Raw genomic sequence first — 23,969 nt, 5'->3', positions numbered from 1 at the left:
ATGGCTGGGCAATGGACGGAGAAGGCTAAGATGGCCAGAGAAATGATTCTGCAAGATGAATACGCAACAATAAAACTGGCCACAAAGCTGGCAGAATATGCGCAAGCAGGGGATGCTATTTTACTTTCTGGGCCGCTAGGGGCTGGGAAAAGCCTTTTTGCACGTGCTTTTTTGCGAGCATTTTGCCAAGAGCCCAACCTAGAGGTGCCAAGCCCGACCTATACCTTAGTGCAATCTTACGAATCCCCTTTATGCATTGTGTCTCATTTTGACCTCTGGAGATTGGGTGGCCCTGATGAGCTTGAAGAGCTCGGATGGGATGAGGCACGAGAAGGTGTGGTGCTGGTTGAATGGCCCCAAAAACTGGAAGACTTGTTGCCTGAAGATGCCTTGAATCTTGAAATACACGTTCTGGCCGATGGGCAACGCCAAGCCAGATTATCAGGATGGGAAGAAAGATTGAAAAAGGTAGATATCGCTGGCTATGGGATTGGCGCATGAAACTTGCAACAATTCCCGCACACCTTCCTTTCCTTGATCAACTCGCCATACGTTGGATCGAATCTGCAAATCACGATGTAGAAGCTATAGGTGAAGGCATTATTGTATTGCCCGGCAGGCGTGCTGCACGTGCATTAACAGAAGCTTTTTTGCGCCATATGGATGGGCAGAGTGTATTGCTGCCACGCATTGTGCCTATCGGTGCGCTGGATGAAGCTGAACTGGGATTATCCGCTGGCATAGGCGGTGAACTGGCATTGGACTTGCCCCCCGCTGTTGCCGGTATGACAAGGTTAGCTGTGTTGGCTCGGCTGGTTTTGCAGGCAGATAAAGCATTTGGTACACGGCCAACGCTGGATCAGGCATGGCCTTTGGCAAAAGCTCTGGCAGATTTAATGGATGAAGCCGAGTGGTCGGGCGTTAACCTGGCAGAACGTTTGCCAGAAGCTGTGCAAGAGAATTTTGCAGAACATTGGCAAATTATTTTAAGATTTCTAGAAATTGTAACACAGGCATGGCCTGAATGGCTAAGGGAAAACGGGGTTATGAACCCTGTGGCCAGACAGGTTGCGTTGCTTGAAGCACAGGCAGATTTATGGCGTAAACTCGCACAACAGGGTGATAGTACACCTATATGGGCGGCCGGGTTCACGCATGTTATGCAGCCTACAGTAAAGGTGTTGCAAGCCGTTCTGGAATGTCCTGCAGGTAAGGTTGTATTGCCTGGATTGGATATGATGATGGCAGAGGAAACCTTTCTTTCTTTGCCAGATAGTCACCCTCAGGCTGGGTTAAGTGCTTTACTAAAAAATTTAGAAATCACACGAAATAAAGTTCAAGTTTGGGAAGGCACAGGAAAAGGAGCAGAACGAGCTGCCATTCTTGCGCGCGTTCTTCTTCCGGCTGAAGCTTTGGATGATTGGTCTCATCCGGGTGGTGCTGAGTTAGAAAATGTTTACAGGCTAGATGCAGCGGATCAGCAGGAAGAAGCTGTTGCAATCAGCATGATCATGCGTGAGGCTATCGAAAAACCAATGCATCGTGTCGCCCTTGTAACGCCAGATAGAGTATTGGCGGCACGTGTGGCAACGGAACTGGCACGCTGGGGTGTGCTGGCGGATGACAGCGCAGGCTCATCCTTGGTGGATACACCTGCGGCTGTTTTATTACGTCTTGTCGCTCAAATGGTGGATAGCAGATTTTCGCCAGTTTCTCTTTTGAGTGTTTTAAAACATCCTTTGGTTGCATGTGGTTTTTCATCAGGTGTCTGCCGCGCAACAGCACGCCTTTTGGAACGTGCTATTTTGCGTGGTCCAGCACCTCCACCTGGGTTTGTAGCTTTATGTCGGGTTGTGAATAATGCTTTAGAAAACCTGAATGAAAGAGCAAAAGCCAAGCTGGAAGGTGGTGTTACGGCGGATAGGCCTTTTGGTCCGGTAGCATTGTCTGTTTTCATGCAGCGTTTAGCTTTTTGTCTGGAACCGGTTCTTGGGTGGGAGCTGGATGCGGTAGAAGCAAGCGTGCAGACAGCGCAAGATTTAGAGCAGCATTGCGCGCCTGTGCCAGACTTACTTGCTGCATTAATTGCAACAGTAGAGCGTTTGGTTGCAACTGATGAAGAAAGCGCATCAGAGCGTTTATGGCGTGGTGAAGAAGGCAACATGCTTGCCAGCCAGTTAACAGAGTTGATGTTGGCATCAGAGGTTTTGCCGCCTCAACCGCCTGTTGTTTTGGATGGCTTGTTAACAGCAGTTCTTGCCCCTGAACGCGTTGCCATGCGCCGAGGAGGAGACCCCAAATCTTTACATCCACGTGTTTTAATCTGGGGTTTGTTTGAATCGCGCTTGCAAACAGCAGAAACAGTTATTCTGGGTGGGCTTTCTGAGGGTGTGTGGCCGCCCGTAGTGGATGCTGGCCCATGGATGAGCCGGCCTATGCGGCAAAGAATGGGGCTTCCTTCTCCAGAGCAGGCAGTAGGGCAGGCAGCGCACGATTTTTTTGCAAGCGCAGCCGCCGCAGATACAGTTATTCTTTCCAGCGCACGGCGGAGAGAAGGTGCGCCTGTTGTGCCGGCCAGATGGCTTACGCGGCTCAATGCTTTTTTGGCAGGCCGTAATGGGTATATTCCCAATCACCCTGCTTTAGTTTGGTTGAATAAGTTGGATCAGCCATTAGGGCCAGCAACACCTGCTGCACCACCGCAGCCCATGCCCCCCGTTGCATTGCGGCCACGTCGTTTGAGTGTGACAGAAATAGAAACTTGGATAAGAGATCCTTACGCTATTTACGCAAAACACGTTTTACGACTTGAAGTCTTGCCAGAGTTGGAAGAAGCAGCCGATGCATCTGACTATGGTATGATTGTGCATAAAGCGTTGGAGCGCTGGATAAAAGCTTATGGTGTGACATGGCCAGAGAATGCAGAAAAGAAATTATGCGATTTATTTTCTGCAAGTTTACAGGAACATGTTTTGCATCCAGCATTGCGTGCATGGTGGGCGCCCAGATTAACACGTATTGCCCAATGGGTGGTGCAGGCTGAAGAAAAACGACGTAGTGAATACGGTGTGCCGCGCGCTATTCTGACAGAAATTCGTGGGCGTGTGAGCATTATGGATGCTCCAGGCGGTAAGTTTGACATTATTGGTCGGGCAGACCGTATAGAATTAAATGCTGATGGGCATGTGATTGTGCAGGATTATAAAACGGGCACATTACCCTCTGCCAAAGATGTTTGGGCCGGTTGGAGCCCGCAACTTCCGCTTGAGGCAGCTATGATTATTCGGGGTGGTTTTAAAGAAGTTCCCGAACATTCAAGAGAAATATCAGATCTTATTTATTGGCGCCTAACGGGTGGTGCTGATCCGGGAGAAGAGGTGGTTGTGAAGACCCGTGAAGCACTCAGCCTTACCGATTTGGCCGAACAAACTTGGGAAAATTTGCTATTGCGGGTGGCAGCATACGATCAACCAGATCAACCTTACCTTTCTCATCCCCATCCGGGCAGAGAGCCGCGCTTTGCCGATTATGCACGTCTGGCGCGTGTGCCCGAGTGGAATTCAGCCCGTAAGGAGGATGAGGAATGAGCATATCTGCACAGAAAGCTTTACAAAAAGCTATTTCTCAGGCGAACGCACAGCAAGCTCTGGCCTCGGATCCTTCGGCTTCGGTTTTTGTTTCAGCTTCTGCGGGAAGTGGTAAAACAAAACTGCTGATTGACCGCCTTTTGCGCTTGATGCTGCCGCGTTTGGCAGAAGATGGTTCTATCCACCCCGGAAGTTCACCTGCCCGTATTTTGTGCTTAACCTTTACTAAGGCAGCCGCAGCGGAAATGTCCATTCGTCTGCAAAAGCGTCTTGGCCGTTGGGTAACATTGTTGGATGAGGAATTAGATAAAGAGTTGGCAGGGTTGTACGTTCCCTGCACAGATGAAACACGCAGGCGCGCGCGTGCATTGTTTGCAGAAGTGCTTGATCTTCCAGGGGGTATGCGCATTGGAACAATCCATGCGTTTTGCCAATCTCTGTTGCGGCGCTTCCCTATGGAAGCTTCCATGAATCCGCATTTTACAGTTATGGAAGAAACAGATGCATCCTTGGCTTTGCAATCGTGTGTAGAAGCTATTTTAGGGCAGCAAAAAGAAGGTATTATCTCTCCACTGGCAGGTCAGATTTCTCTAGGGGATTTTATTTTTATTGCCGGGGTTTTGAGAAAAGATGAGAGATCAGCATCTTTGCTAAAACTCATTGTAGAAGCCCCCCATAAGGCTGAGGCGATATTATGCCAGATTCTAGGATTATCACCTGATATATTACATGGCAGCACCTCTGAATTTCTTGAAAAATTATGCTCTGATTTTCCAGAAGAACAGAATTTAAGAGAGGGGTTTCAGATTCTTTCTAAGGAGGGATCAGAAGCAATTAAAAGAAATGCTTTTTCTCTTTTAGATTGGCTTACCTTGCCTGCATCTGAGCGTGCAATGCAATGGTCTGTGTGGCGAAATGGTTTTCTTACAAAAGATGGAAAGCTGCGCTCTACCGGTTTGATTTCTAAAAAACTTTCTGAAAAACACTCTGATATTGCACTCTATATTCAAAAAGAGGGTGAGCGTATATCCAAAGTGGAAGAGCAACTGCGTGCGCGAAAATTGGCAGAGATGGGAAGCGCATTGCTTAAAATGGCAGCAGATGTTTCTAGCCTTTATACAACGCAAAAAGCACGACATGGTCAAATTGAGTATGATGATCTTATTCAACGTGCATTGGGACTTTTGCGAGAGCCTGGTGCCGCTTGGGTCATGTATAAGTTGGATGGAGGTATAGACCATTTGTTGCTGGATGAGGTGCAGGATACCTCTCCCGAACAATGGCGTATAGCAGGCGATCTTACAGAAGAATTTTTTGCTGGCCTTGGTGGACGAAGTGAAGAGGAACCACCGCGGACTATTTTTGCCGTGGGGGATTATAAGCAGTCCATTTACGGGTTTCAGGGCGCAGATCCGGATTCTTTTCGAGAATGGCGTCAGAAGTTCAAAAAGCGTGTGCAGGATGCGCATTTAGTGTGGCGTGAACCAGAACTCACAGTTTCCTTTAGATCAACTGCGCCCGTTCTTAAACTGGTTGATGCTGTTTTTGCAGAATCTGATGCAGCCAAAGGGGTTGTTGAAGAACCTGGGCAAATCATGGAGCATATTACGGCACGCCCTGGCGAAGGGGGGCGTGTAGAGTTATGGCCATTGGTTGAGACTGAAGATGAAGAAGATAGTATTAGTCCGTGGGAGCCAGCACAAGGAAATGCCACACGGCAGAGCTCACGCCAAAAATTGGCAGATGCTGTGGCAGGCTATATCTTCAGGCAGTTAAATCAAAAATCTTTATCTGGGAAAAAGCCTTTAACAGCAGGAGATGTTTTGGTTCTTGTGCCGCGCCGCTCTCCCTTTGTGGGGATGTTGGTGCGTGCGTTGAAAGGCCATAATATTCCAGTGGTTACGCTTGTACGTACGGGGTTGGCCGAGCATCTTGCTGTACAGGATATGCTTTCATTATGCGCCGCACTTTTGTTGCCGCAAGATGATTTAACATTAGCGTGTGTGCTCACATCTCCGCTCGGTGGTGTATCGGATGATAGTTTGATGGCTTTGGCTACGGGGCGTGAAAAAGGAGAACCGTTATGGTCAGCACTCCGAGAGCGCCATGCAGAGCAGTCAGATTGGAAACAAGCGTGGAATTTTCTGAATGGTTTGTTCAGACAGGTAGATTATCTCACGCCTTATGAGTTTCTTTCTGCTGCATTGGGCCCGGGTGGGGCGCGTGCACGGTTTCTTGCACGATTGGGTCCGGAAGCTGCAGAGCCAATTGATGAATTGCTTTCCGCTGCAATCAGATATCAGGATCAGCATCCGCCTTCTTTGCAAGGTTTTCTGCATTGGATGCGTCATTCCGAAGAAACCGTGAAGCGGGAAGCCGAGGCTGGGGGAGATTCTGTAAGAATCATGACAGCCCATGGTTCTAAGGGGTTGCAGGCTCGCTTGGTGATTTTGCCGGATACAGTTGGCCTTCCGCGTTTTGAGGACAGATTGTTTTGGGCGCATGATAAAACACAAAATGTAGATGTGCCTTTGTATGTGCCGCGCAATGCTTTGTCTGTCGGTTTAACGCGAAGCCTTAAAGACGTTATGCGGAGCCGTGTGGTGGAGGAATATAATCGACTGCTTTACGTGGCACTTACACGTGCGGCAGATCGGTTGGTTGTGTGTGGATGGAAGCCAGGGCGCAATGTGCCAGCAGAAAGTTGGTACGAAAGATGCCGGGTTGGTTTTGAAAAAGCAGGCGCAGCAGAAGTAGATTTTCAGGAAGGGGGATGGTCTGGACCTATGCTGCTGCTAGAAGAAACGCCGCAGGAACAGACTCATCCCCAAAAGCCCGTCCCGAGTTCTGTTGAGAACCGTGTAAACGTAACTTCGCTGCCACAGTGGATGGGAGCTGCCCCGTTATGGAAACCTATTTTACCAGAAGCTGAAAGCCCACTAGCGCGGCCATTGGCGCCAAGCAAACCAGATGATGCCATGCTTGGGCCGTTACCACCTGTGCGTTCGCCACTGGATATTGCTGCTGTTACACCCGCCAAAGCGCGTGAGGCAGCTTTTCGGCGTGGTAATCTGGTACATTCTTTGTTGCAGTTTTTGCCAAATTGCCCGGTAGAACAGCAACCCGCTATGGCGCATCAGTGGTTGGCACGGCCAGCAAGTGGTTTGTCATCGCATGAAGCCACCGCGCTTGCACAACAGGTTATTGCGGTTTTGAGGCTGCCGGAACTGGCTGATCTGTTTGATCCTACTGCACGGGCGGAACAGCGTTTGGCCGGTGTGGCAGGCGGGCAGGTTATTGTGGGGCAGGTGGATCGTTTGCGTGTGCTGCCAAACAAAGTGTTGGTGTGTGATTTTAAAACTGGCCGCCATGCTCCCCGTAGGGTGCAGGATACACCTGTTCTATATCTCCGACAGATGGCGGCTTATCGTGCCCTTCTGCAGGGCATATGGCCAGATCGGCCAGTGGTTTGCGTTTTGGTTTGGACAGAAATGCCACGTGCAGATGTTCTGCCAGATGCGGTGTTGGATAAACACGCCCCCGGCATTTTGCCTGCGGCTGTATCTTGACCACAGCAAGCGCAACCTTAAGTGTTAGGAAGAGTTGGGTAGGAAGCCGTTTCAACTTGTTACCCTGTATTGGTAAAGGCAGTTCACGGCATGCAGGCGCGTGCCGGAGATTTTAAGGAACCAGAAAATGAGTGAACACACGCTTGCTGTCAGCGATTCCAGCTTTGATAAAGATGTTCTCAAGGCATCTGGCCTTGTGCTGGTAGATTTCTGGGCAGAATGGTGCGGTCCGTGCAAGATGATTGGCCCAGCACTGGAAGAAATTGGCAAGGAACTGGCCGGTAAGGTGACTGTCGCCAAGGTAAATATTGATGACAACCCGGAAACCCCCAATGCGTATCAGGTGCGTAGCATTCCTACCCTTATGCTGGTGCGTGATGGTAAGGTTGTAGATAAAAAAGTGGGTGCCCTGCCCAAAAGCCAGTTGAAGGCATGGGTTGAAGGCGCTCTGTAATCAGAGCCTCAGTTATGGCCTGAAGCTTGGAGGTAAATTACCAGCTTCAGGCTTAGTTTCCGCAGGGGCATATAGCCTGTAAGTTCTCATAAAACTTGGCAGATAGGTTCAGCCAGCGTAATGCAACGCGTGCTGGGCCATATTATATTTGTCCCTGCAATTTGTATTGTGCAGTCACAGGGTTCAAAATGAGCTGGATCACCGAATATGTTCGTCCCAAAATTCGCGGCCTGCTGCGTCGGGATGTGCCGGATAATCTGTGGACGACCTGTGACTCATGCAGCCAGATGATTCTGACCAAAGAGCTGCACAAGGCATTGAATGTGTGCCCCCATTGTGGGCACCATATGCGTGCGCCGGTTATGGACCGTCTGAAATGGACGTTTGATAACGGGGACTTCACCCGTATCGAACTGCCATCTGCTCCGGTTGATCCGCTTGGGTTCCGCGATCAGAAAAAATATACAGATCGTCTTAAGGATGCGCGCGCAAAAAGCCATCTGGATGAATCGCTTATTGTGGCCCACGGCACCATTGGTGGCCATCAGGCTGTTGTAGGTGTGATGGCGTTTGAATTTATGGCAGGCACCATGGGGGCTGCGTTTGGTGAACGCTTTGTGGCCGCTGCACGCTTGGCTATTCTGCAAAAAGCCCCTCTGGTTATATTTACGGCTTCTGGCGGCGCACGTATGCAGGAAGGCGTTATCAGCCTGATGCAGATGCCGCGTACCACCGTAGCCGTTGAAATGCTTAAAGAAGCCGGGTTGCCTTATATTGTGGTGCTGACCAATCCAACCACAGGTGGGGTTACGGCTTCCTTCGCCATGTTGGGTGATGTGCAGATGGCCGAACCCAATGCGCTAATCGGTTTTGCTGGCCCTCGCGTTATTCAGGATACAGTGCGCGAAAAGCTGCCAGAAGGCTTTCAGCGGTCTGAATACCTGTTGGATCACGGTATGTTGGACATGGTGGTGCCGCGTAAGGATGTGCCCGCAACATTGGCCCGCGTGATCGGGCTGCTGATGCATGCACCGGCTGATGTAAAAGCCCCACCGCCGCGCCCAGAGGCACCGGCTCCCGCCGCCGCAGAGTAATTTTTTCATGATAAAAGTAGCAGCCTCTGGCCCAACAGCAGAATTTACGGGCCGGACTGGCGCGGTGCTGGAGCGGTTGAATAACCTATATCCAGCCCTGATTGATCTTTCCCTTGGACGGTTAGAGGCGCTGCTAGCAAAGCTGGGGCACCCGGAAGAAAAGCTGCCCCCCGTTATTCATGTTGCAGGCACAAACGGGAAGGGCAGCACATGCGCAACTCTGCGTGCGATTGGTGAGGCCGCAGGCTGGCGTGTGCATGTGATGACATCCCCACATCTGGTGGATGTTACAGAACGGTTTCGTATTGCTGGTAAGCTTGTTAGCGAATCGGAACTGGTTGCCACGCTGGAAGAAATCGAGCGGGTGAATGATGGCGCGCCCATTACTGTATTTGAGGTTCTGACAGCGGCTGGCTTTCTGCTTTTTTCTCGCCATCCAGCAGATCTGGCTATTATCGAAGTGGGGCTTGGTGGCCGGTGTGATGCCACTAATGTGCTGCGTAAACCTGCGGCATGTATTGTTACCTCCGTCTCGCGCGATCACGAGGCGTTTTTGGGGGACACGCTGGAAGCTATTGCCGGAGAAAAAGCCGGTATTTTCAAGCCGGGTGTGCCTGCTGTAACGGGTAAGCAGCCAGAAGCCGTTATGAAAGTTCTGCAAGCGCAGGCCGAAAAGGTAGGGGCTCCGCTTTATCGGCGAGGGGCTGAATGGTCAGTTTTTTCGCAAAATGGTGCGGAGTCGGGCACGGCTAGGCTGACATTTACAGACAAGGCCGGAGAACTCACATTGCCTCAGCCAGCATTGGTTGGGCCGTGGCAGGTTGAAAATGTGGGGCTTGCTGTAGAGGCATTGCGTGTTTCCGGCCTGCATGTGCCGGAGCAGGCGTGGCAGGGTATTGGCCATGTAAACTGGCCCGCACGCATGCAGCAGCTTCATGGTGCATTGTCCTCTCATCTGCCTAAGGGCTGGGAACTCTGGTTGGATGGTGGCCATAACCCCGGTGCAGGCAATGCTCTGGCGCAGGAACTGGCACACTGGAAAGATCAGCCCCTGCATGTGCTGGTGGGCATGAAGCAGACCAAAGATGCAACAGGGTTTTTGCACCCTGTATTGCCATTTGCATCTAGCGTGTGGGCCATTTGTGAGCCTCAGCAGCATTTGGCATTGCCGGTGGAAGCTATTGTGGAAGCTTCTGGCGGAAAGGCTCAGGTTGGGCCAACGCTGGTTGAGGCGCTGGATGCGCTGGTTGCCCAGAATCCACAGCCACATGCAAGAGTGCTGATTTGTGGCAGCCTATATCTGGCAGGTGTAGCCCTTAAGCAGGATGGATGGGTGGCCGCGTAAATCGGCCGCCTGCCACTAAACACCAAATTTTCAATGGGGAAGAAAAAGTGGTGCCCCCAGTAGGATTTGAACCCACGACCTACCGCTTACAAGGCGGTTGCTCTACCACTGAGCTATAAGGGCACTCATGCGTCTTACGCAGGGGCAGAATTAAGCTGAAACTACCCCCTGCCGTCAAGACCTGTTTTTATGTTGATGGAAGGTTTTTTGAGGCGGCAGGATATTGCATCCAAACCGCTGCTGGCGCATCTAGGCTGCATGCCGCACTCTCATCTTCCTCCTCACCCAGTTCTATCCCTGCACGATAGCCAAAGCCGTGCCACGGTGCCGTTTACGCCTATCGATCCGGCACACGTAAAAGTCTATTACTGTGGACCAACAGTGTATGACTTGGCCCATATCGGCAATTTGCGGGCTATGTTGACGGCAGATGTGCTGGTGCGTTTGCTACGGCACGTTTACCCGCGTGTGACATTTGTGCGGAACATCACGGATGTTGATGACAAAATTACCGCCCGTGCCCGCGCGAATGGGGAGGATATTGGTTCTCTTACCCAGCGCACGACAGAAGAATTCCATCAGGATCTAGCATCCATGAATGTGCTGCCGCCGGATATAGAGCCGCGCGCCACACATAATATTGGTGAAATGCAGGCCATGATTGCGCGGTTGATTCAAAACGGCCACGCGTATGAGGCCGAGGGGCACGTGCTGTTTTCGGTCGGCTCCTTTCCATCCTACGGCGTGCTTTCTGGCCGCAACCCCGAAGATCTTGAAGCTGGCGCACGTGTGGAGGTAGCTCCCTACAAAAAAGCCCCGGGTGATTTTGTGCTGTGGAAACCATCGGATGCAGACCAGCCGGGGTGGGATAGCCCTTGGGGCCGTGGGCGGCCGGGGTGGCATATTGAATGCTCGGCTATGTCTCACCGCTATTTGGGGGATAGCTTTGATATTCATGGTGGCGGATCAGACCTTCTGTTCCCGCACCATGAAAACGAACGTGCCCAGAGCCTGTGCTGCTTCCCACATGGCAAGTTTGCCAATTATTGGGTGCACAATGCCATGCTGCTGGTTGAGGGCGAGAAAATGTCCAAGTCTTTGGGCAATTTTCTGACCATTCGGGATGTGCTGGCTCAAGCCCCGGCAGAAGCTCTGCGGTTGCTGCTGTTGGGGGCGCATTATCGCTCTACGCTCAATTATACGCAGGCCGGTTTGCAGGAAGCGCGTAAAACGCTGGATCGGTTCTACCGTGCGCTTGCTGCGGGGCCGGTGCCAAAAACAGATGTGCCGGAGGGCGTTTTGCAAGCTCTGGCAGATGATCTCAATACACCCAAGGCTATTGCAGAGCTGCACGCTCTTGCAGCGCAGGCTTTGGCAGGAGACAGGCAAGCCGCAGGCGCGCTTAAAGCGGGTGCAGGCATGCTGGGGCTTTTGCAGGGTGACCCGGAGCAGTGGTTTAAAGGTGATGCATCTGATGAAGATGCCGCGATTGAAGCCCTGATCAACGAACGTCTGGCGGCCCGCAAAGCACGGGATTTTGTAAAGGCCGATGCGCTGCGTGATCAGCTTCAGGCTCAGGGCATTGTGCTGGAAGATACCAAAGACGGCACAAGCTGGAGGCGCGCATGACCGGGCGGGACGGGGGCGCACCTCTGGAGCCAATAGGCAATACGCCAGTTGTTATTTTGGTGCGTCCGCAGATGGCGGAAAATATTGGCACCACAGCGCGCGCCATGGCCAATGGGGGCCTTTTCCATTTGCGGCTTGTCAGCCCAAGGGATGGATGGCCGCAAGAGCGCGCATGGCGTGCTTCCTCTGGGGCAGATCGGATTCTGGAAGCCGCAACGGTGCATGAGAGTGTGGATGATGCCGTGGCAGACTTGCACCATGTGTATGCAACGTGCCCACGGCCTCGGCATATCATCAAGCCAGTTCTAACGGCCCGTGGTGGTGCAGCGGAATTGCGTGCGGCAACAGGGCGCGGGTTAAAGGTTGGCCTGATGTTTGGCCCTGAACGTGCTGGCCTTGATAATGAGGATATGGCGCGGGCAGATGCGTTGATCCGCTATCCGCTTAATCCGGCTTTCATGTCGCTTAATCTGGCGCAGGCCGTCATGATCATGGCGTATGAATGGTGGATGGCAGAGGATCAGACCCCCCCGCGTGAACTCATGACGAATGAGACCCATGTGGCCACCAAAGGGGAGTTGGAAAACTTTCTGCAACATCTGGAGCGTGAGCTAGATAGCTGCGGTTTTCTGCGGAATGAGCAGAAACGCCCTGGTATGGTGCGGAACCTACGCCACTTTTTTACACGTGGTGAGGTAACGGAGCAGGAACTGCGCACGTTGCATGGTGTTGTGCGAGAACTGGCACATCCGCGCCGAAAAGACTGATATTTTTAAAGGAAATATATCTGCTGCCAGCCCATAAAAATGGCTGGCAGCAGTAAAGCGGTTTTTTAGTCCGCCGCCAAAGGCATATTGTGGTGCGCCATGGCCTTGGTCACGTGGTCTTCCACCGCGTTGGTAATCTTATCTACCTGTTTGGCAAAGATATGATCCGCTTCGGGGAAAACGCGGTAATCAACTGTCACACCTTTTTGGGTGTTCAGCTTATCCACCAGTTTATGAATGGCAGGTTCTGGGGCCATATCATCCTTGCCGCCAGCAATCATCAGGCCACCGCAGGGGCATGGTGCCAGAAAGCCGAAATCATAATGCGCGGCAGGTGGTGCAATGCTGATCCAGCCGGTAATTTCTGGGCGGCGCATCAGCAATTGCATGCCAACAAAAGCACCAAAAGAATAACCTGCAATCCACAGACCACTGGCGTTGGGGTTAACCATCTGCATCCAGTCCAGCGCTGCGGCGGCATCTGAAATTTCGCCAATACCGCCATCAAACCGCCCCTGAGAACGGCCAACCCCGCGCGAATTGTAACGCATGACGGAAAAGCCCATCTTTTCGAACGTGCGATACAGCGCATAGGTAATGCGGTTGTTCATGGTGCCGCCGTGCAGCGGGTGGGGGTGCAGCACGAGGGCAAGCGGGGCGTTGGGCTCGTTTGAATGGTGATAGCGCCCTTCAAGACGACCATCAGGGCCGGCAAACATAACCTCTGGCATTCGGGTTCCGCTTGATCATGGAAAACGTCCGTGGGCATGACGTTTCCGGGTTCTGTAAACAGGTCTGGCTAAAAACGATGCCACGTTCCTAATCAGGCCATGCGGGGCAGAAGCCGCGCAGTTAAATGTTCAACACACCTTTCCTTTCCGTTTGTGGGGAGAAAACGGAAAGGAAAGGTTCTTTAGGTATATGGTGTCTCTGATGTGTAGAGAAAATAGCAGAAGGTGTTTTCTGCCGTTGACCTTGGAGAAGACACAGGCATAATCATGCACCAAGATTCCGTGGAGATCGTAATGCGTGGGGGAAGGTTTTTCTCCCAGCGTGATTGGGCATGCTGCACCTCGTGGTGTTGACCATGCGGCTTTCTATAGCGGCTGTGCGGCCAAGATTTCCACATAAATCGTTATAATGGCTGTTTTTCGCCCTTTTGGGTATGGCATGTCTGTGTGGCAGGCGATCTGATTTGGGGCATCATGACAAGCAGAACAGAAAAAAACAGCAGTGGTTCAGATGTGGTTTATCTGGATGCGAATGCAACAGAGCCTTTGCGCCCCCAAGCGCGTGAAGCCTTGCTGGAAGCTGCTGATTTAACAGGAAATCCATCTTCCGTGCATCGGGCTGGCCGTAAGGCTCGCGCTTTGCTGGAACAAGCCCGTAATACGGTTGCACGTTATCTGGATGTAGCGCCGCTGAACTGTATTTTCACATCAGGCGGTACAGAAGCGAATGTGCTGGCCATGAGGGGACTCGGCCAAGGCCGCAGGTTCCTGATAGGGCGCACGGAGCATGATGCTGTTCGCAAAGGCGCGCCAGAAGGTGCACATGTGGCGTGGTTGGATGTGGATGCCAATGGTCAGGTACGGTTAGATAAGCTGGAACAGGCGCTGGCGCAGGATGAAATACCTGCTTTTGTGTGTTTGATGCTGGCGAATAATGAAACAGGTGTGCTGCACCCAATTGATGATGTGGTTTTGCTGTGCCGGAAGTACGGGGCGCATTTGCATGTAGATGCGGTGCAGGCAGCCGGGCGTTTGCCATTATCTGTTGAGAAAAGCGGAATCGATAGCCTTGCGTGTTCAGGCCACAAAATGGGTGGACCAAAAGGGGCGGGGGCCTTGTTGTTGCGCGGGCCAGCCCCAGCACGTGTGCTGCCAATATTTGAGGGCGGAGGGCAGGAGCAGGGCCGTCGTGGTGGCACGCCTCCGCTACCGGCTATTGCGGGCTTGGCCGCAGCCTTAGGTGCGGCGCTGGAGCAGCCGCGAGATCTAGCCCCGTTGCGGAATAGTATTGAGCAGGCGGCAGTGGCCGCAGGCGCCAAAGTATTTGGGGCAGATGTGCCACGCCTGAACAATACTGTTTCTTTGGCATTGCCGGGCAGGCGGGCGCAGGCGCAACTGATGCGCCTAGATCTGGATGGTATTTGTGTTTCGGCTGGCTCGGCCTGTTCTTCGGGCAAAGTGGCGTTTTCACACGTGTTGGAAGCCATGGGGGCGGATGACTTGGCAGGGCAAGCCTTACGCGTTTCTTTGCCGTGGAATGTGACAGAGCAAGATGTTGCCCGCTTTATCGAATCCTATACCCGTATGGCGCAAAGCCCGGCAGCTATCGGGCTTATGGATTCTCTGGTGTAATTTCGATCATGGCATCTTCTATTTATTTTGATCATGCAGCCACCACACCGTGTGATCCGCGGGTGCGCCAAGTGCTGCTGGATGTTCTGGACCATGAAAATGGTAATCCACACAGCACAACGCACGAAGCGGGTATGCGTGCAGCAGACAGAGTAGCACATGCGCGTAATCAGGTTGCCAGCTTGATAGGGGCTGATGCCAAGGAAATTATTTTTACATCGGGTGCTACAGAAGCCAATAATCTGGCCATTAAAGGGGCTGTACGCCATCTGGCTGCACAGGGTAGCCCGCGTAAGCGCGTTATAACTGTCGCAACAGAGCACAAATGTGTTTTGGAAAGCGTGAGAGATCTGGCGCAGGAAGGGTTTGAACCTGTTGTGCTGCCAGTAGATGCTAATGGCCTGCTTGATCCATCTGTGCTGCAAGAGGCGCTAAAAGTACCCACAGCACTTGTTTCCATTATGGCGGCGAATAATGAAACAGGTGTGCTGCAAGACATGCCGGTTCTTAGCACTTTAGTGAATGAAGCAGGAGCTTTACTACATTCCGATCTGGCGCAAGCCGCGGGGAAAATTCCTGTAGATGTGCGGGCATGGGGTTTGGCTTTGGCTTCTGTTTCCAGCCACAAACTGTATGGCCCAAAAGGTGCCGGAGCATTGTTTGTGCGGCGTCGGCCACGTGTCCGTCTGGTGCCTCTGTTTTCTGGCGGAGGGCAGGAACGTGGCGTGCGCTCTGGCACCGTGCCCGGTTTTCTTGTGGCTGCGTTTGGAGAAGCCTGCCAGATTGTAAAGCAGGAGATGGATACCGGCTTTGAGCATTTATCCATGTTACAGCGCGTTTTTCTAAACAAACTGAATGCTGTTTTGCCGGGGTGTAAGGTTAATGCCGTTGCAGCCCCACGTTTGCCGGGTATTTTTAACCTGCGCTTGCCCGTAGGCGTTTCGGCTTTGGATGTTGTGGCGGTTATGCCAGATCTTGCTGTTTCTTTGGGATCGGCCTGTTCTTCGGCAGAACTCGCCCCATCTTATGTGCTGGAAGCAATGGGATTGCGTAGGGAAGAAGCGGGAAGAAGCTTGCGTCTGTCTCCCGGACGTTTTACCTCAGCCGCCGAAGCAGAACGCGCGGCAGAAAATTTGGCGCAGGCTGTCTTGCGGGTGCGAAGCGTAACGTAAGTTACCAAGTGCAACCCAACAGAAGCGCCATAACCCCACATGCCGCAATGAAACAGCCTTTGGCAGGATGGAAAACCAATGCCCCAGATGACATTTGTTGAACAGGACGGAACCGAACACAAAGTGGATGCGCCGGTTGGCCTTTCCGTGCTGGAAATTGCCCACAAGCATGGCATTGATCTTGAAGGCGCGTGTGAGGGTTCTCTGGCCTGTGCAACGTGCCATGTGATTGTAGACCCAACTTGGGCCCCCAAGCTGGCAGCCCCTACAGATGACGAAGAAGATATGCTGGATCTGGCTTTTGGGCTGGAAAAAACATCTCGCTTGGGCTGTCAGATTGTCATGACAGATGCGCTGGATGGTTTGGTTGTACGCCTGCCCAGCAAGGCCTGAAGCCGTTTTTAAAAGGATATAGCGCTCATGCGTATACTTGTTGCCATGTCTGGTGGGGTGGATAGCTCTGTTGTAGCTGCTCGCCTTCTGGAGGAAGGGCATGAAGTTGTGGGTGCTACCTTGCAGCTTTACGATTCGCGCGGGGCTGCAAAAAAAGGTGCGTGCTGCGCGGGGCAGGATATTCGAGATGCCCGCGCAGTAGCAGACCTTCTGGGCTTTCCGCATTACGTGATTGATGCAGAACGCCGTTTTAAGGATAGCGTTATAGAGCGTTTTGCAGATGCCTATGCATCGGGTGAAACGCCAGTGCCCTGTGTGGCGTGCAATCAGGGTGTAAAGTTTACGGACCTGTTGGGCCTTGCGCGTGAGATTGGCGCAGATGCTATGGCAACAGGCCATTACGTTCGTCGTGTAGAAGGGCCAGAGGGCGCAGAACTGCACCGCCCGTGTGATGAAGACCGGGACCAGAGCTGGTTCCTGTTTGCTACCACGCGGGATCAGCTTGAGTTTCTGCGCTTTCCGCTAGGCGATATGCCAGACAAGGCCGCCGTTAGAAAAGAAGCCGAGCGCTTTGGTCTGGTTGTTGCGGGCAAACCCGATAGTCAGGACCTATGCTTTGTAAGCGATGGCTCCTACGTGGATCTGGTTGAAAAAATGCACCCTGAAATGGCTGGTCCGGGTGAAATTGTGGATCAGCAGGGGCAGATTGTCGGCCAGCACGAAGGCGTTATGCGGTTTACGGTGGGCCAGAGCAAAAGACTGGGGAATGCCGCGCGCCTGAATGGCGAACGCCAGATGGTGGTTGGTGTAGAACCGGGCCGCAGGCGTGTGATTATTGGCCCGCGGGAAAAATCTTTTGTTACGGCCCTTTCCGTGCGGAATGTGAACTGGCTGGTAGATGCCCCCCCAGAAGGTTTGGTCTGCCGTGTGCAGATGCGCGCGCGGGAAGAGCCGCGGGCCGCTCGCGTGGTGCCTACGCCGGAGGGGGCTATGGTGTATCTGGCAGAACCTGCCATGCCTGCCCCTGGGCAAGCCTGTGTATTCTATCAGGGCACGCGTATTCTGGGTGGTGGGTTTATCCGCCGTATGGAAGAAACTGTTCCAGCATAATTTTGAGGCAAAGGGCACGAATGATGGCTGATGGTCGGCTTGTTATTGGTACGCAGCGGTATTCTTCGTGGTCTTTGCGGGGCTGGCTGATGGTAAAGCTGGCACAACTGAACGTGGATATAGATGTTGTGCCGCTAGCAGGTGGTGGCAAAACCACAGTGCTTAAAACACTGTCTCCCAACGGGTGCGTGCCGTATTTGGAGCATGAAGGCGCTGTTGTGTGGGATTCGCTTTCCATTGCGGAATACTGCGCAGAACATCAGCCTGCACTTTGGCCGTCTGAACGGTGCGAACGTGCGATCGCGCGCTCCATATCAGCAGAAATGCATTCCGGATTCCGGGGCGTGCGTTCTGCTCTGCCGATGAATCTGGGGCGAGATGCGCGTCCGCTGGCAGAGCCTTTAGCGGAAGATGTGTTAAAGGATATCGCCCGGATTGATGCCATCTGGACAGATACCAGAACCCGTTATGGGGCTAATGGCCCGTATCTGTTTGGTGCATCTTTTGGAAATGCAGATGCCATGTTTGCCCCGATTGTCTGCCGATTCCTGTCCTATGACGTTACAGGGCTATCTGATGTTTCCCGCGCTTATATGGAAGCCGTGCGGCAGCACCCACTGATGCGGGAATGGTATAAAGAGGCGGCAGATGAACCGGCAGAGTGGCAGTTGGATATGTACGAATCCATCCCCTGATACGGTGTGACGTTCTGCAGTGTGCCCCACAGAATGTATGATACCGGAGGGGTAAAATGGCGCGCGCCTTACGGGTTTTAACAGTTTTACCCCCCCGAGAAAGATTTGCACCCCAACAGGCTGGGGCCATTGCGTTACTGGTGCATCGCACAGCTTTAGAAGGTGAAACTGTTGTAGGGTCACCTCTATCTGTTCCAAGTTTTCAGGGTGTGGCTTTCCAACCCGTTCCTTTCATTTTGTATCCGTGGGGGCGGATTGGCCGATATATAGCCGGAGTAGCCAGAAAGATTCGGCAGCTTCAGCCAGAACTCGTTGAGGTTCATAACCGGCCAGATATTGCACTGGGGCTGCGCAAGCGTTTTCCTCATCTTCCTGTTTCTTTAGTGCTGCATAATGATCCGTGCGGCATGAAGAAGGCACGCACAGCAGCAGAACGAGAAACGCTGGCACGCAAGGTGGCGGTGGTTGCCGTATCTGAATGGGTACAAAAGCGCTTTAAAAGTTCAGTAACCGCAGTGGATGTGTATGTGCTGCCCAATTGTCTGGACTTTTCAGCTTTGCCTGAAGTTTCGCAAAAGCGCGAGAATCTGTTGCTGTTTGCAGGCCGCGTTGTCGCCGATAAAGGTGTGGATTCCTTTGTAGCAGCTTGTGCTGAAATATTACCTTCCCATCCTGCATGGCGTGCTGAAATTATCGGCGCAGACAGGTTTGGCCCAGATTCTCCGCAAACGCCTTTTTTAAAGCAGTTGCGTGTGCAAGCACAGGCAGCCCATGTGGCGATGGCCGGGTATCAACCCCATCATAAAGTGTTGGATGCTATGGGGCAGGCGGCTATTGTTGTCATACCTAGCCGTTGGCCAGAACCTTTTGGCATGGTAGCGCTGGAAGCCATGGGAATGGGTGCGGCTGTGGTCGCTTCCCCTCGTGGTGGTTTGCCAGAAGTGGTCGGAAATGCCGGGGTATATGCTAACCCGGATGATGTTCCAGCCTTAGCGAATGTTTTGCGTGGTTTGATGAACAATCCACAAAAGCGCAGCCAGATGTCTGTTGCAGGTAGTAAACAAGCCCAAAAATTTGATGCAGACATTATCCGAAAAAAACGGCAGCTTTTACATGAGGACATTGTAAAAACGTGGCTGCATAAAAGAAAATAAACGCCCATCTTCTTGGGCGCTTAAAGTTTGGCTTCCTCGTTAGGTTTCCATCCGCAAGCTTGCAAGGCTGGCACCATGCCGGGGCGGGGCGGTGCAACCGCTGTAATGGGGGGAGAAAGTGGCAGGGTTAAGCTTCTGGCCAGAAGGTGCAATCCTTCAGAGTGCGGCGTGCCGTAAAGAGGATCACCCACAATAGGCCAGCCCATGGCGGCACAATGCACGCGGGCCTGATGTGTACGTCCTGTTTCAAGGGTAAGTTCCAGCCAGCACAACCCCTTGCTTCGGCCAAGAACTTTCCATTTTGTGGCGGCAGGCGTGCCAGAAGGAGATGCAACCATCTGCCAGCCTTTTTTAGAGGATTGTTTTTCAAGTGGCAGGTCTATGCGGCCAGTGTTTGCCTGTGGGCCGGTTTGTACAACGGCCCAATAGGTTTTCTGTGCCGTTTTGGTGGCAAAGGCTTGTTGCAAGGCCAGAAGGGGTTGCTTGCGTAAGGCAATGGCCAAGCACCCTGATGTATCTGTATCCAGCCTATGCGCCAGCCATGGCCCATCCTTGCGGCGAGAAAGAAGCGGAAACCAGTCTTCAACACTTGGCCCACCAGCAGGGCCTGCATGAACGGGCAGGCCTGCCGGTTTATTCAAAATAACCAGATGATGATTCTGATAGAGGATGGGTGGCGAAGAAGGAGGAATGTTTAATCCTCCCTATTAGCGCCAACCAACACCTTGCGGCGGCCAACACGGTCGGCTTGGCTGATGATGCCGTCTTTTTCCATCTGCTCAATCAACTTGGCGGCACGATTATAGCCAATGGAAAGCTTGCGCTGAATGAAGGAGGTAGAGGCTTTGCCTTCAGCGGTTACAATGGAAACAGCTTCATCATACATTTCGGATTCGCCGTTATCACCGCCGCCAGAACGGCCAGAACCACTATTGGAGGACGCTGTTTCATCCACGGGTTCTGCCAAAACGTCATCATCGTAAACGGGTTCTCCCTGTTCTTTCAGGAAGTTAACAACCTGTTCCACTTCACTATCGGCCACAAATGGGCCGTGCACGCGGGTAATGCGGCCGCCACCTTGCATGAACAGCATATCACCTTGGCCCAATAGCTGTTCAGCCCCCTGTTCGCCCAAGATGGTACGGCTATCAAACTTGCTGATAACCTGAAAGGAAATACGAGTAGGGAAGTTGGCCTTAATAGTGCCGGTAATTACATCCACAGAGGGGCGCTGCGTGGCCATAATAACGTGAATACCAGCAGCACGCGCTTTTTGAGCCAGACGCTGCACGCAGGCATCAATTTCTTTCCCGGCCGTCATCATCAGGTCAGCCATTTCGTCAATAATCACGACGATATAGGGCATGGGGTCTAGCGTAACAGATTGTTCCTCAAAAACCGGGTTTCCGGTTTCGGGGTCAAACCCTGTCTGCACGCGGCGCACAACCACTTCACCATCGGCACGGGCTTCTGCTGCACGGGCATTATAGCCCGCAATATTTCGCACCTGCATATGCGCCATGGTGCGGTAACGGCGGTCCATTTCGCGCACAACCCATTTAAGGGCGTTCACGGCTTTCGGCGGCTCTGTCACCACGGGTGTAAGCAGATGTGGAATGCCATCATAGATGGAGAGCTCCAGCACCTTAGGGTCAATCATGATCAGGCGGCATTCATCGGGGGAAAGCCGATAAAGCAGCGAAAGAATCATGGCGTTCACACCAACAGATTTACCCGAACCCGTGGTGCCAGCCACCAGTAGGTGAGGCATACGCGCCAGATCACTGAATGTCGGTTCACCAGCAATATCTTTGCCCAGAGCCAGAGGAAGCTGGCCCGGATCATCCCGCCATGTGGGCTGGTTGAGCAGCTCAGAAAGGTAAACCGTTTCACGCGTTTGATTAGGCACTTCAATGCCCATCACGTTACGGCCCGGCACTGTGGCAATACGCACACTCAACACGGAAAGAGAGCGTGCCACATCATCTGAAAGGCCAATAATACGGGCAGAACGAATGCCCGGTGCTGGCTCCAGTTCATAGAGCGTAACAACGGGCCCTGCGCTCATGCCGACAATTTTGCCCTGCACACCATAATCGGCCAGCACCTGTTCTAGAAGTCGTGCTGTTGCGTGAAGCGCTTCTGGGGAAGGGCCTGTGCGTGTATTGCTCGGGGCTGGTTTGAGAAGGCTGAGAGGTGGGAGTTCCCATCCACCTTTACGCACAGTGGCGCCTGCACGTACCGGAGTGTTGGTGCTGCTTTCCTGATTTGCACTTCCAGAAAACAGACGCCCCAGAATACCCGATTTAGCCGGCTTTTCTGCAACGGGTTGCGGAGGCGGAGGGGGCGCTTGTGTGACGACTGGAGCCGGCGTGGCAGCGGGCGCTGGGTCAGGCGTATGATGCGCTAATTCCATGGAAGAAGAAACCGCAGGTTTTTTGCTGTCTTCTTCATTATGCAAAACCAAGGCTGTGCCAGCAGATGCGGGCGTAGATATTGGTGCTGCGTGGGAAACTTCTTCTACCTCTGGTTCATCATGAGCAAAGAGAGACTGTGAAGAAGCCTGTGGCCGGTTTTTATAAAGATCGGCTGTTTCCGTGGGAGTATAGGCATCAGTCTGGGGTTTGCGGCTGGCATAGTAACGCACAAAGCGCACCGCAAGCTTGCCTGGCAAGCGCAGCAACGTAAGTGTCACCCGCCAGATGGCAAACCATTCCTCCCGCCGCAGGCCCGTTGCCAAAGCCATAAGCAGAAAAGCCAGCAGCAACCCAAGCAGCCACAGCACCATACCGCCAGCCGGACCAATGGCCGCCATACCAGCGGCAATGGATGTTTGGGCAATAGAATGGCCAATGCCCCCGCCAACACCCGCTTGGGTTGGCCAGTTAATGGCGGGCAGGGCAGTGAAGAGCAGAGGAATAGCAGACAGCAACGCGCCAGAAACTGGTAACAGGCACAGAATAGCTACAACACGCATGGCAAATACAGGCCATGATTCGTGGCCCAGTAGCCGGTGGCTCATAAACCGCCAGCCCCATGCAATCAGAATTAACGCGGGCAGAATGGCTGCCAGCCCCACGCCCTGCAACAGCGTATCGGCAAAAAAGGCCCCGCTTATGCCTAACAGGTTGGTAGGCGGCTGGCCTGTTGCTGTGTTGAAGGATGGATCATTGGGATTATAGCTGACAAGTGCAGCTAATAAAGCGCAGGCCAGAACGCATAGCGCAAGCCCACCACCTTCCTCCAGGCGCAAACGCAACGTGCTTTTGTGTGAGGATGGGGGATAATGATCGGATTGCGTAGGGCTTATGCGCGCCAAGGGTGTTGATCCTGACTCCAGAAGCCGAAACACGTTTCCAGCATGCCGGAAAAATGTTTGCGGGTGATTGATGAGAATGATTCGGTTTTAGCAGTAGCGGTAATCTATCGTGAACAGCTTTATAGCAGAAGCACTGGAACGTGGTTTTGTTAAGGAAGGTGTAAAGAAAATGCAGGTGTTGAGCACATCATCTTGCTCATAATGTTTTGTTTGCACGCTATCGGTAATGGAAAAGCGCAAAGCCAATCTCAAAACTACGAGATATTATTCAGCCCAGCAGAAACCACAGCCTGAAAATAATTTGTTCCGGCCAAGTATATCTTCGCAGTTTGGGAGAGTTCTGTAGCATCCGCCATCTGTGCCATCTTCCTATTATACCTGATTGTGACAGCACTCTGTGTAATGCATCTAAAAAATGGCGGTTGTTTGCTGAAAGATAAGTTTGTTTGCCAAGATAGGCCAGATTATCCCGAAAGATAGACATAAACTGCCAAGGCCCGCGCCGAAGGGCGGCTAATGCTCGTTGCGTAAATAAGGCAGGCGCACCCACGGCATTATTATCATGCTGACGATAAAATAGTGTGGGCTGATTGTCCGTAATAACTGTGCCATCTGCGCCAGTTACAACCAGATACGCCCACCAATCATGCAAAATATGATTTGGCGGCGGAAAGCTGCCTTGCAAGAGAGAGACCGCCGCAGGGGCAAGCATAATGGTGCAGCCCGTGGCAATATTCTGCGTTAATGCCATTTGAAAACATGGATTTGGCGGTAACTGCGGTGAAATGCTGATTGGGCGCAGCTTGGTATCTGTTAAGCGTTGGCGTGAGCAATAAAGCGCAGGTTTTTGGGTGGCTGTCAGCGCTGTGAGCCCACGTTCCAGTTTATGCGGAAACCAGACATCATCCTGATCACAGAAGGCAACAAAAAAGCCCGCGGGCACATCTTTCAGAAGTGTTGCGTAAGAAAGTACAACCCCCATATGCGCAGGGGATGACGTAATTTGCCTGCAACGTTGATGGCCGACATCCATGGTAAACTGATGCATGCATTCGATACTTGCATCTGTAGATCCATCATCTCGCCACAGCAGAACCCAGTTTGTATGCGTTTGCTGTTTAAGAGATGTTAGCAGATCATTTAAAAATGCAGCACCATTGTAAACAGAAAGTAAAACGGCAACAGGAACAGTTTCCTGAGATTGGGGAAGATCCATCCCGTGTTGCACGTTTGGTGTCTGCACCTGACTGTTCACTTCTGCATTTTGTCAGGCGGTATTGATTGAAATAACCTTCTGGGGCCGCCTGTTCCCCCAGAG

The 23,969-nt window shown here is 52.5% G+C and carries 18 protein-coding genes and 1 tRNA gene; 14 read left to right on the top strand and 5 right to left on the bottom strand.

All coding sequences use genetic code 11. The features are described 5' to 3' along the window. From tsaE to ACP7IZ_RS06065, 6 genes are all read left to right on the top strand, one after another. Window positions 1-501: a tRNA (adenosine(37)-N6)-threonylcarbamoyltransferase complex ATPase subunit type 1 TsaE gene (gene tsaE, locus ACP7IZ_RS06090; protein WP_426848282.1), complete on the top strand. Its 501-nt coding sequence runs from the start codon at window positions 1-3 to the stop codon at window positions 499-501. Next, window positions 498-3,587 (top strand): double-strand break repair protein AddB, encoded by a 3,090-nt coding sequence (addB, locus tag ACP7IZ_RS06085; RefSeq protein ID WP_426848281.1) that lies wholly within the window; start codon window positions 498-500, stop codon window positions 3,585-3,587. The genes tsaE and addB overlap by 4 nt, the downstream gene beginning before the upstream one ends. Next, window positions 3,584-7,156 (top strand): double-strand break repair helicase AddA, encoded by a 3,573-nt coding sequence (addA, locus tag ACP7IZ_RS06080; RefSeq protein ID WP_426848280.1) that lies wholly within the window; start codon window positions 3,584-3,586, stop codon window positions 7,154-7,156. Before addB ends, addA begins: the two co-directional genes overlap by 4 nt. A 127-nt stretch (window positions 7,157-7,283) precedes the next feature. Then, the gene (gene trxA / locus ACP7IZ_RS06075; protein ID WP_035353042.1) at window positions 7,284-7,610 is read left to right on the top strand and encodes a thioredoxin TrxA; all 327 of its coding nucleotides are present in this window, start codon (window positions 7,284-7,286) and stop codon (window positions 7,608-7,610) included. A gap of 188 nt (window positions 7,611-7,798) precedes the next feature. Further along, window positions 7,799-8,704 (top strand): acetyl-CoA carboxylase, carboxyltransferase subunit beta, encoded by a 906-nt coding sequence (gene accD, locus ACP7IZ_RS06070; RefSeq protein WP_150177696.1) that lies wholly within the window; start codon window positions 7,799-7,801, stop codon window positions 8,702-8,704. A 7-nt stretch (window positions 8,705-8,711) separates the two neighbouring features. After that, window positions 8,712-10,049, top strand: a complete 1,338-nt coding sequence (locus tag ACP7IZ_RS06065) for a bifunctional folylpolyglutamate synthase/dihydrofolate synthase (protein ID WP_426848278.1) — start codon at window positions 8,712-8,714, stop codon at window positions 10,047-10,049. 48 nt (window positions 10,050-10,097) lie between these two features. Here ACP7IZ_RS06065 and ACP7IZ_RS06060 read toward each other — a convergent pair. Then, window positions 10,098-10,172: transfer RNA gene (locus tag ACP7IZ_RS06060), tRNA-Thr, on the bottom strand. Between the two features lie 72 nt (window positions 10,173-10,244). Between ACP7IZ_RS06060 and cysS the strand changes: the two genes are divergently transcribed. Both cysS and ACP7IZ_RS06050 read left to right on the top strand, forming a co-directional pair. After that, window positions 10,245-11,678, top strand: a complete 1,434-nt coding sequence (cysS, locus tag ACP7IZ_RS06055; protein WP_426848391.1) for a cysteine--tRNA ligase — start codon at window positions 10,245-10,247, stop codon at window positions 11,676-11,678. Further along, window positions 11,675-12,445 (top strand): RNA methyltransferase, encoded by a 771-nt coding sequence (locus ACP7IZ_RS06050; RefSeq protein WP_426848277.1) that lies wholly within the window; start codon window positions 11,675-11,677, stop codon window positions 12,443-12,445. Before cysS ends, ACP7IZ_RS06050 begins: the two co-directional genes overlap by 4 nt. A gap of 65 nt (window positions 12,446-12,510) precedes the next feature. Here the strand turns inward: ACP7IZ_RS06050 and ACP7IZ_RS06045 are convergent, their stop codons facing one another. After that, window positions 12,511-13,176, bottom strand: coding sequence for an alpha/beta hydrolase (locus tag ACP7IZ_RS06045; protein ID WP_003623374.1), 666 nt, complete (start codon window positions 13,174-13,176; stop codon window positions 12,511-12,513). Window positions 13,177-13,623: 447 nt separating this feature from the next. Between ACP7IZ_RS06045 and ACP7IZ_RS06040 the strand changes: the two genes are divergently transcribed. The 6 genes from ACP7IZ_RS06040 (at window position 13,624) to ACP7IZ_RS06015 (ending at window position 19,332) form a co-directional block, all read left to right on the top strand. After that, window positions 13,624-14,808 (top strand): cysteine desulfurase family protein, encoded by a 1,185-nt coding sequence (locus ACP7IZ_RS06040; RefSeq protein WP_426848276.1) that lies wholly within the window; start codon window positions 13,624-13,626, stop codon window positions 14,806-14,808. An 8-nt stretch (window positions 14,809-14,816) separates the two neighbouring features. After that, window positions 14,817-15,980, top strand: a complete 1,164-nt coding sequence (locus tag ACP7IZ_RS06035) for a cysteine desulfurase family protein (protein ID WP_426848275.1) — start codon at window positions 14,817-14,819, stop codon at window positions 15,978-15,980. A gap of 78 nt (window positions 15,981-16,058) precedes the next feature. Continuing rightward, a complete protein-coding gene (locus ACP7IZ_RS06030; RefSeq protein ID WP_006115619.1) occupies window positions 16,059-16,373 on the top strand; it encodes a ferredoxin family 2Fe-2S iron-sulfur cluster binding protein in 315 nt (104 codons plus the stop codon). A gap of 27 nt (window positions 16,374-16,400) precedes the next feature. Further along, window positions 16,401-17,483 carry a tRNA 2-thiouridine(34) synthase MnmA gene (gene mnmA, locus ACP7IZ_RS06025; RefSeq protein WP_426848274.1) on the top strand — a complete coding sequence of 361 codons (1,083 nt, stop codon included), beginning with the start codon at window positions 16,401-16,403 and terminating at the stop codon, window positions 17,481-17,483. A gap of 23 nt (window positions 17,484-17,506) precedes the next feature. After that, complete coding sequence (locus tag ACP7IZ_RS06020) at window positions 17,507-18,178, top strand: glutathione S-transferase (RefSeq protein ID WP_426848390.1); 672 nt, start codon at window positions 17,507-17,509, stop codon at window positions 18,176-18,178. A 56-nt stretch (window positions 18,179-18,234) separates the two neighbouring features. After that, entirely contained in the window at window positions 18,235-19,332 is a 1,098-nt protein-coding gene (locus ACP7IZ_RS06015; RefSeq protein WP_426848273.1) for a glycosyltransferase family 4 protein, read from the top strand. 20 nt (window positions 19,333-19,352) lie between these two features. Here ACP7IZ_RS06015 and ACP7IZ_RS06010 read toward each other — a convergent pair whose 3' ends face one another. The 3 genes from ACP7IZ_RS06010 to ACP7IZ_RS06000 form a co-directional block, all read right to left on the bottom strand. Further along, window positions 19,353-19,973: an RluA family pseudouridine synthase gene (locus tag ACP7IZ_RS06010; protein ID WP_426848272.1), complete on the bottom strand. Its 621-nt coding sequence runs from the start codon at window positions 19,971-19,973 to the stop codon at window positions 19,353-19,355. Between the two features lie 53 nt (window positions 19,974-20,026). Beyond that, window positions 20,027-22,684, bottom strand: a complete 2,658-nt coding sequence (locus ACP7IZ_RS06005; RefSeq protein WP_426848270.1) for a DNA translocase FtsK — start codon at window positions 22,682-22,684, stop codon at window positions 20,027-20,029. 235 nt (window positions 22,685-22,919) lie between these two features. After that, window positions 22,920-23,894 (bottom strand): glycosyltransferase family 2 protein, encoded by a 975-nt coding sequence (locus ACP7IZ_RS06000; RefSeq protein WP_426848269.1) that lies wholly within the window; start codon window positions 23,892-23,894, stop codon window positions 22,920-22,922. Between the last annotated feature and the right edge of the window lie 75 nt (window positions 23,895-23,969).

The organism is Acetobacter sp. AAB5 (assembly GCF_050106715.1).
Taxonomy (GTDB): domain Bacteria; phylum Pseudomonadota; class Alphaproteobacteria; order Acetobacterales; family Acetobacteraceae; genus Acetobacter; species Acetobacter oryzifermentans.
The sequence above is the reverse complement of the archived record's forward strand: the minus strand, read 5'-3'. Positions and strand labels throughout refer to the sequence as shown.

Bases quoted from the DNA above. Each gene is read 5' to 3' on its own strand.
- tsaE (WP_426848282.1), top strand. From the start codon at position 1: ATGGCTGGGCAATGGACGGAGAAGGCTAAGATGGCCAGAGAAATGATT.
- addB (WP_426848281.1), top strand. From the start codon at position 498: ATGAAACTTGCAACAATTCCCGCACACCTTCCTTTCCTTGATCAACTC.
- addA (WP_426848280.1), top strand. From the start codon at position 3,584: ATGAGCATATCTGCACAGAAAGCTTTACAAAAAGCTATTTCTCAGGCG.
- trxA (WP_035353042.1), top strand. From the start codon at position 7,284: ATGAGTGAACACACGCTTGCTGTCAGCGATTCCAGCTTTGATAAAGAT.
- accD (WP_150177696.1), top strand. From the start codon at position 7,799: ATGAGCTGGATCACCGAATATGTTCGTCCCAAAATTCGCGGCCTGCTG.
- ACP7IZ_RS06065 (WP_426848278.1), top strand. From the start codon at position 8,712: ATGATAAAAGTAGCAGCCTCTGGCCCAACAGCAGAATTTACGGGCCGG.
- cysS (WP_426848391.1), top strand. From the start codon at position 10,245: ATGGAAGGTTTTTTGAGGCGGCAGGATATTGCATCCAAACCGCTGCTG.
- ACP7IZ_RS06050 (WP_426848277.1), top strand. From the start codon at position 11,675: ATGACCGGGCGGGACGGGGGCGCACCTCTGGAGCCAATAGGCAATACG.
- ACP7IZ_RS06045 (WP_003623374.1), bottom strand. From the start codon at position 13,176: ATGCCAGAGGTTATGTTTGCCGGCCCTGATGGTCGTCTTGAAGGGCGC.
- ACP7IZ_RS06035 (WP_426848275.1), top strand. From the start codon at position 14,817: ATGGCATCTTCTATTTATTTTGATCATGCAGCCACCACACCGTGTGAT.
- ACP7IZ_RS06030 (WP_006115619.1), top strand. From the start codon at position 16,059: ATGCCCCAGATGACATTTGTTGAACAGGACGGAACCGAACACAAAGTG.
- mnmA (WP_426848274.1), top strand. From the start codon at position 16,401: ATGCGTATACTTGTTGCCATGTCTGGTGGGGTGGATAGCTCTGTTGTA.
- ACP7IZ_RS06020 (WP_426848390.1), top strand. From the start codon at position 17,507: ATGGCTGATGGTCGGCTTGTTATTGGTACGCAGCGGTATTCTTCGTGG.
- ACP7IZ_RS06015 (WP_426848273.1), top strand. From the start codon at position 18,235: ATGGCGCGCGCCTTACGGGTTTTAACAGTTTTACCCCCCCGAGAAAGA.